The sequence below is a fragment of the Ferrovibrio sp. genome (genome assembly GCF_019636075.1).
In the GTDB taxonomy this organism is placed as follows: domain Bacteria; phylum Pseudomonadota; class Alphaproteobacteria; order Ferrovibrionales; family Ferrovibrionaceae; genus Ferrovibrio.
In genome coordinates, this window is sequence record NZ_JAHBYG010000079.1 from 1 (window position 1) to 6103 (window position 6103).

A 6103-nucleotide genomic window follows, 5' to 3' on the forward strand; every position below is an offset into this window, starting at 1 on the left:
GGCTCTTTCACCCCACGCAATGCGTGGAAACCCAGGGATTCAAGCCTACAGCCGGGCTCCTGCCGGTCCTGGCCCAGCAATTCGGCAAAGGCATCGGAGGCCAGCAACGGGCGCTCCATGGTCTTGGTGGCGGCTTCCACGCGCGCCACTTCGTTCACCGCCCGGCCGATCACGGTGAAATCCAGCCGGTCGGTGGCGCCCACATTGCCAAACACCACGCGGCCATAATGCAGACCGATCCCCACCCGAAGCGGCGGAGCGCCGGCCATGCCGCGGCCCTGGTTCAACTCGTGCAACGCCTCGAAAGCCCCCTTGGCAGCTTCCAGCGCCCGGCGGCAGGCGGCCTGTCGCGGATCCACACCGGGCTGCGGGTTGCCGTCGCCAGAGCGGAAAATCGCCAACATGCCATCGCCGATGAATTTCATCACCTCGCCCTCGCGCTGCTGCACCGGGCGGGCCATGGCCTCGAAATAATCGTCCAGCATGCCGATCAGTTCGGCCGATTCCGTGCGGTCGGATATAGATGTGAAGCCGCGCAGGTCGCAAACCCAGATCGCCGCCTCCACCTCGAAGCCCCGGCCGCGGATGAAATTGCCCTTCAGCACCCGCTTCGCCGGCGCCCGGCCCAGATAAGTGATCAGCAGATCGCGGGTCATGCGCCGGGCCGCCTCGATTTCCAGCCGCAGGGCCATGATCGGGGTCAGTTCCATCAGATAGCTCAGTTCGGCGGGCAGGAAGCCGCCGGGCCGGTCGGTGGTGAAACTGGCGAAGCTGACATGGCGGTGGATGCCCTGGTCGTTCACCCCGTTGGAGGGGCCCTGGGTGAACCGCATAGGCAGCACCAGGTAATCGGTGACGCCTTTTTCCTTCAATTCGGTGAGGATGCCGTAATCCATCGGCGCGTTGGGGATATCCAGCCGGCGCCGGATGGCGGCGGCGCCCTGATGGATGGCATAGACCGGGCTGTTGAAATATTCCTTCGACTGCCGCACGTCGTGATTGGCCACGGCGGTGTTGACGCCCTCGCCGCGCACCCAGGTGAAGGCGCGGGCATAGACTTGCGGGTGCATGGAAGGCAGCGCCACGTTCACCCGCTGCAATGGCAGGCCCTCATCCAGCAACCGCTCGCACAAGCCTGCGATCAATGCCTGCATGGTGGTGGCTTCGCCGCCATGATCGATCAACCAGGCAGCCGCAGGCGTGAGCGTAAGCCGCGAATCGGGCCAGCTGACCAGGCGTTCGATGGCCGGGGCCTCACTCATTGCAGGCCCCAAGCCGTTGCCACGACCTGAGCCGAATCGGCGATTCTATCCACATGGATTAAAAATCTTTCCCATTAACGGCAGTTTACGCAACAAGATTTCCCAACCTAGGAAATCGTAACGATTTCTTTCTTGATATTTGCGGACCCCCTGACCAATTTCCAGGGGCGTTTCGGCCCCCCCTGGCAATTATGTCGTGGCTGGGTCTTTTACGCGAGGACCGATTGGAGCGGATGATGTTCATCCAGACTGAAACCACGCCGAACCCGGCGACGCTGAAATTCCTGCCCGGCCGCGATGTGCTGGGCGAGGGCAGTGCCAATTTCCGCGATGCCGAAGCAGCGAAGGATTCGCCGCTGGCCACGCGCCTGTTTGCCATTGCCGGCGTGGATGGGGTTTATCTGGGCGCGGATTTCGTCACCGTGACGAAATCCATGCAATCCGACTGGTCGGAGCTGAAGCCAGTGCTGCTGGGCGCCATCATGGAGCATTTCGTTGCCGGCCTGCCGGTGATGAATGATGGAGCCTCCGCCGGCGATGAGGATGAAGGCGAATTCGATCCGGCCGACCGCGAAGTGGTGGGCCAGATCCGGGAATTGATCGACACCCGGGTGCGGCCCGCCGTGGCCCAGGATGGTGGCGATATTGTTTTTCGCGGTTTTCAGCGCGGTATCGTGTTCCTGCATATGCAGGGCTCGTGCGCCGGCTGCCCCAGTTCCACCGCGACCTTGAAGCATGGCATTGAGAATATGCTGCGCCATTACGTGCCGGAAGTAACTGAAGTCCGGGCGGTTTGAGGCTTTTTTGTGATCAGGGCGGCCGTATTTCCGCCCGCTTAGATTGGTTCCTTGCGAGGGAATCGTACACAAGGCGGCGCCGAGCGTCGATCCGTGCGGGTGAAGTTGTCTGCCCGCAGCAAAGGTGAGAGCCGGTGCTGAAACTGTGGAGGTGCCCATGACGGCGGATACCAACCGCCCCGAGTTTGGTGGCGAGCAACGCGGCAAGCGGCTGCTTTCCATCGGTTCCGATGTTCGACTGGTGATGGCCGGGATAGGCCTGCTGGTGAGCGTTGGCATGATCAGTGGCGTTGGCGTGGGCTGGATGTCGGCCCGCATGCTGGCGCATGTGCCGGAAGCCGAAACGCAGCCGGTGGCGCTGAGCCAGACCGTGCAGGATGCCTGGGATCGCCTGGGCCGACTGGCGCAGGTGGAATGGCGCCTGCCGCAGATCAAGGCTCCGGAAAAGGCTGCACCCGCAGCACAGATCGAACTGGCCTCGGCCGTGGTTGCGCCGTCGGCCGACAAGCTTGGCCTGAACGACAAGCCCGCCATTCCCCCCGAGCAGGCAGCCCGCCGCTTGGCCGAGGTGAAGGCCTTGTCGCCGCATCGCAGCGCCGTGCGCGCCGAGGCCGAGCGGACCGTGGACAATCTGCTGCGCCGCTTCGAAAGCCAGGGTTTCGACCTGGCGGATATCCGCTCGGCCAGCCCGGGCCTGGAAGTGCCGCGCATTTTCATGGCCAAGCTGCCGATCGATCTGGCCGACGTGACCCTGACCGAAAAGCGCAAACGCGCCTTCGTGAAGGTGATGCTGCCGCATATCCTGCGCCAGAACGAGCGTATCCAGGCCGACCGCGACCGCCTGGCCCGCCTGCATGACCGCGCCGCCATGGGCCTGGAGCCGCGCGGCCGCGATGCCGAATGGCTGCAGGATCTGGCCCAGCAATACGGCCTGGAGGAAGTGGATACCCTGGAACTGCTGTTGCGCGTGGATATCGTGCCGCCGTCGCTGGCGCTGGCTCAATCCATCGAGGAATCCGGCTGGGGCACCTCGCGCTTCGCCATGCTGGGCAATGCCGTGTATGGCCAATGGACCTGGAATCCGGGCTCGGGCATCGTGCCGGAGAACCGCCCCGAGGGTGAGAAATACGAAGTGCTGCGCTTCTCCAGCCTGGAGAATTCGGTAGCCGCGTATATGCGCAACCTGAACACCAAGAGCAGCTATCGCGAATTCCGCGAGAAGCGCGCCGACATGCGCCGTCAGCAGCAGGCGCTGGACAGTCATACCCTGGCCAGCCAGTTGCACCGCTATTCGGTGCGCGGATCGGAATATATCCGTGGCATCCGCTCGATCATGCGCACCAATGATCTCGAGGTTTTCGACTCCGCCCGCCTTTCGGACGAGCCGCCAGCCCTGTTCAGCGGTTTCGAGTTCTTCAAGAAGTCCTGAGCGGATTTACACTTCCTTAAGGATAGGCTTAAGGATAGGCCGCAAAACGGCCTGTCCGCACCCAGGCACGGGGCGTAAAGCGACCTGTCCGGTGCGATACCGGGGCATTCCTTAACCCCCGCCCTTGCAGCCGGCAAAGCCGCGCCAATATAATTGGCCAGACCGATTTACTGGTTTGGGCCATTATATTGGTCAGGGGTGGCGTTTGTCTGGAGGATGTCTGTCATGACCATTGTTTCCCAATCCGCTTCGACCGGTTTCAGCGCCCGCAAGCTGCGCGCGATCGGCCTTGCCGCGCTGATGGCAGTGACGCTTGCTGCCTGCGAAGGCCAGCAGATGAACAAGGAATCCGTCGGCACCGTTTTGGGCGGCATCGGCGGCGCCGTGCTGGGTGCGCAATTCGGCAAGGGCACCGGCCAGCTGGTCGGCGTGGCTGCCGGTGCTTTGGCCGGCGCCTATCTGGGCAACCAGATCGGCAACTCGCTCGACAAGGCGGATCGCGCCCAGATGGAGCAGGCCAGCCATCGCGCCACCAGCGCGCCGATCGGCCAGCAGATTTCCTGGCGCAACCCCGATAGCGGCAATTCCGGCACCATCACGCCCACCCGCGAAGGCACCAACAATGCCACCGGCGAATATTGCCGCGAGTTCCAGCAGAGCGTGACCGTGGGCGGCAAATCCGAGCAGGCCTATGGCACTGCCTGCCGTCAGCCCGATGGCAGCTGGCGCGTGGTGCAATAATCGCCTTCAGCGCTTACGCCATGAGAGCCGCATCCCTGCTGTTGGCCGCCGGCCTGTTCTGGCCCGTGCTTTGGGCGAAACCGGCAGCCGCCGGCTTTGCCGAAGGCGTGGCTGCCTATGAGGCCGGCGATTATGGCCGCGCCCGCAGCGAATGGCAGCCGTTGGCCGAAAGCGGCGATCCGGCGGCGATGCGCAATCTGGCGCATCTCTATCGCATGGGCCTGGGCGGCCCGGCCGACATGGCGCAGGCTGTGCAGTGGTATCGCCGCGCCGCCGAACTTGGGCTGGCGCGTGCGCAGGCCAATCTCGGCGCGTTGTATCTGCATGGCGAAGGCGTGGAGCGCGATTATGCCGAAGCGGCGAAATGGTTCGAGGCCGCCGCGCGCCAGAATAATCCATCGGCGCAATTCAATCTCGGCCTGATGAACGAACTTGGCCTGGGCATGGCGAAGAACGAGCCGGTTGCCCTGGCCTGGTATAACACCGCAGCGCGCGCCGGCCAGCCCGAAGCGCTGGAACGCCTGACCAACCTGGTCACCAAGCAACCCGCACCCATCAACAGCCGGGCCAGCGCCCTGGAATTGCCGCCGCCGCCGCAAACCGCGCTGACGCCGGCTACCGAAACCACACCGGCTCCTAAAACTGCGCCGGCCCCTGAAACTGCATCGGCCCCTGAAATTGCATCGGCCCCTGAAATTGCATCGGCCCCTGAAATTGCATCGGCCCCTGAAACTGCGCGGGCGTCGATTCAGGCAGCAGCCCCGGCACAGGCACCGGTCGCCAATCCTGCTTCCAGCCAGGCCGCCTTGCTGAGCACCGCGCCGGAAAGCCCCGCACCGATGCTGGCCAGCAACCTGCCCGCACCGGCGGCGGCTGAAACTGCTGCTGCTGAAACTGCCCCCGTTGTCGCTGCGCCTGCTGCCGCTGCCCCTGCTGTAGCCGAGCCCGTTGTTGCTGCCGCTGCTCCAATTGTGCCGGCTCCTGCCCCGGCTGCGCCCGCGCCCATTGCTGCGCCCACTGCTGCGCCCGCTGTTGCGCCCGCTGTTGCGCCGGTCGCTCCGCCCGCTGCTGCCCCGGCTGCCGCTTCGGGCCGCGATGCCATCACCTGGTCTGCGCCTCCCGCCAAGATCGAGCCCTTCGATTCCGGTGCCAAGGCCTTTGGCGATGGCGATTATTTCGGCGCGCTGCATTACTGGCTGCCGCTGGCCCAGGATGGCGATATGCGCGCCCAGGCCCGGCTTGGCGAAATGTACCGCGATGGCCGTGGCCTGCCGCGCGATGCGGTGCGCGCCCTGGCCTGGCTGCGGCTGGCTGCCGAACGCGGCGACGAGAAGGCCGAAGCAGCGGCAGCCGATCTGGCCGGCATGATGAGCGACACGCAACGCGGCCAGGCAATGGATCTGGCGCCGCGCCTGCTGCGCAGCACCGCGCAATCCAAGGGCGGGTGATGGCCATGCGCGATCCTTACAGCGTTCTGGGTGTTGCACGCTCGGCCAGCCAGGCCGAAGTGAAGAAGGCCTATCACAAGCTGGCCAAGGAACTGCATCCCGACCGCAATCCCGACAATCCGAAAATCGCCGAGCGGTTCAAGGAAGTATCGGCGGCCTACGACATCGTGGGCGACCCGGAAAAACGCGGCAAATTCGATCGCGGCGAAATCGATGCCGGCGGCCAGCAGCGCGCGTCTGGTTTCGGCGGCGGCTTTGGCGGCGGTTTCCGGCCGGGCGGCGGGCGCGGACCATTCGGCGGCGGCACACGCGGGCCGTTCGGCGGCGGTTCGGGCGGCACCGGCAGCGGCCCGTTCGGCAAGGGCTTCGGCCAGAATGCCGGCGACAACCCGGAAGACTTTCTCGACGAAATCTTCGGCACCATGC

6 protein-coding genes are annotated in these 6103 nt (G+C 64.8%); 5 read left to right on the forward strand and 1 reads right to left on the reverse strand.

What is annotated here, in order from left to right; translation table 11 throughout:
• A partial coding sequence (locus KF827_RS19345; protein WP_291009210.1) for an adenylate/guanylate cyclase domain-containing protein occupies window positions 1–1262 on the reverse strand: 1262 nt, incomplete at its 3' end.
• A 236-nt stretch (window positions 1263–1498) separates the two neighbouring features.
• Between KF827_RS19345 and KF827_RS19350 the strand changes: the two genes are divergently transcribed.
• The 5 genes from KF827_RS19350 to KF827_RS19370 all read left to right on the forward strand — a co-directional run.
• The gene (locus tag KF827_RS19350; protein ID WP_291009213.1) at window positions 1499–2059 is read left to right on the forward strand and encodes a NifU family protein; all 561 of its coding nucleotides are present in this window, start codon (window positions 1499–1501) and stop codon (window positions 2057–2059) included.
• Between the two features lie 157 nt (window positions 2060–2216).
• Window positions 2217–3488, forward strand: coding sequence for a glucosaminidase domain-containing protein (locus tag KF827_RS19355; protein WP_291009216.1), 1272 nt, complete (start codon window positions 2217–2219; stop codon window positions 3486–3488).
• Window positions 3489–3713: 225 nt separating this feature from the next.
• Window positions 3714–4229 (forward strand): RT0821/Lpp0805 family surface protein, encoded by a 516-nt coding sequence (locus KF827_RS19360; RefSeq protein WP_291009219.1) that lies wholly within the window; start codon window positions 3714–3716, stop codon window positions 4227–4229.
• Window positions 4230–4249: 20 nt separating this feature from the next.
• Window positions 4250–5677: a hypothetical protein gene (locus KF827_RS19365; protein WP_291009222.1), complete on the forward strand. Its 1428-nt coding sequence runs from the start codon at window positions 4250–4252 to the stop codon at window positions 5675–5677.
• The coding region (locus tag KF827_RS19370; protein WP_291009225.1) for a DnaJ domain-containing protein at window positions 5677–6103 on the forward strand (427 nt) is incomplete at its 3' end. The genes KF827_RS19365 and KF827_RS19370, both read left to right, overlap by 1 nt.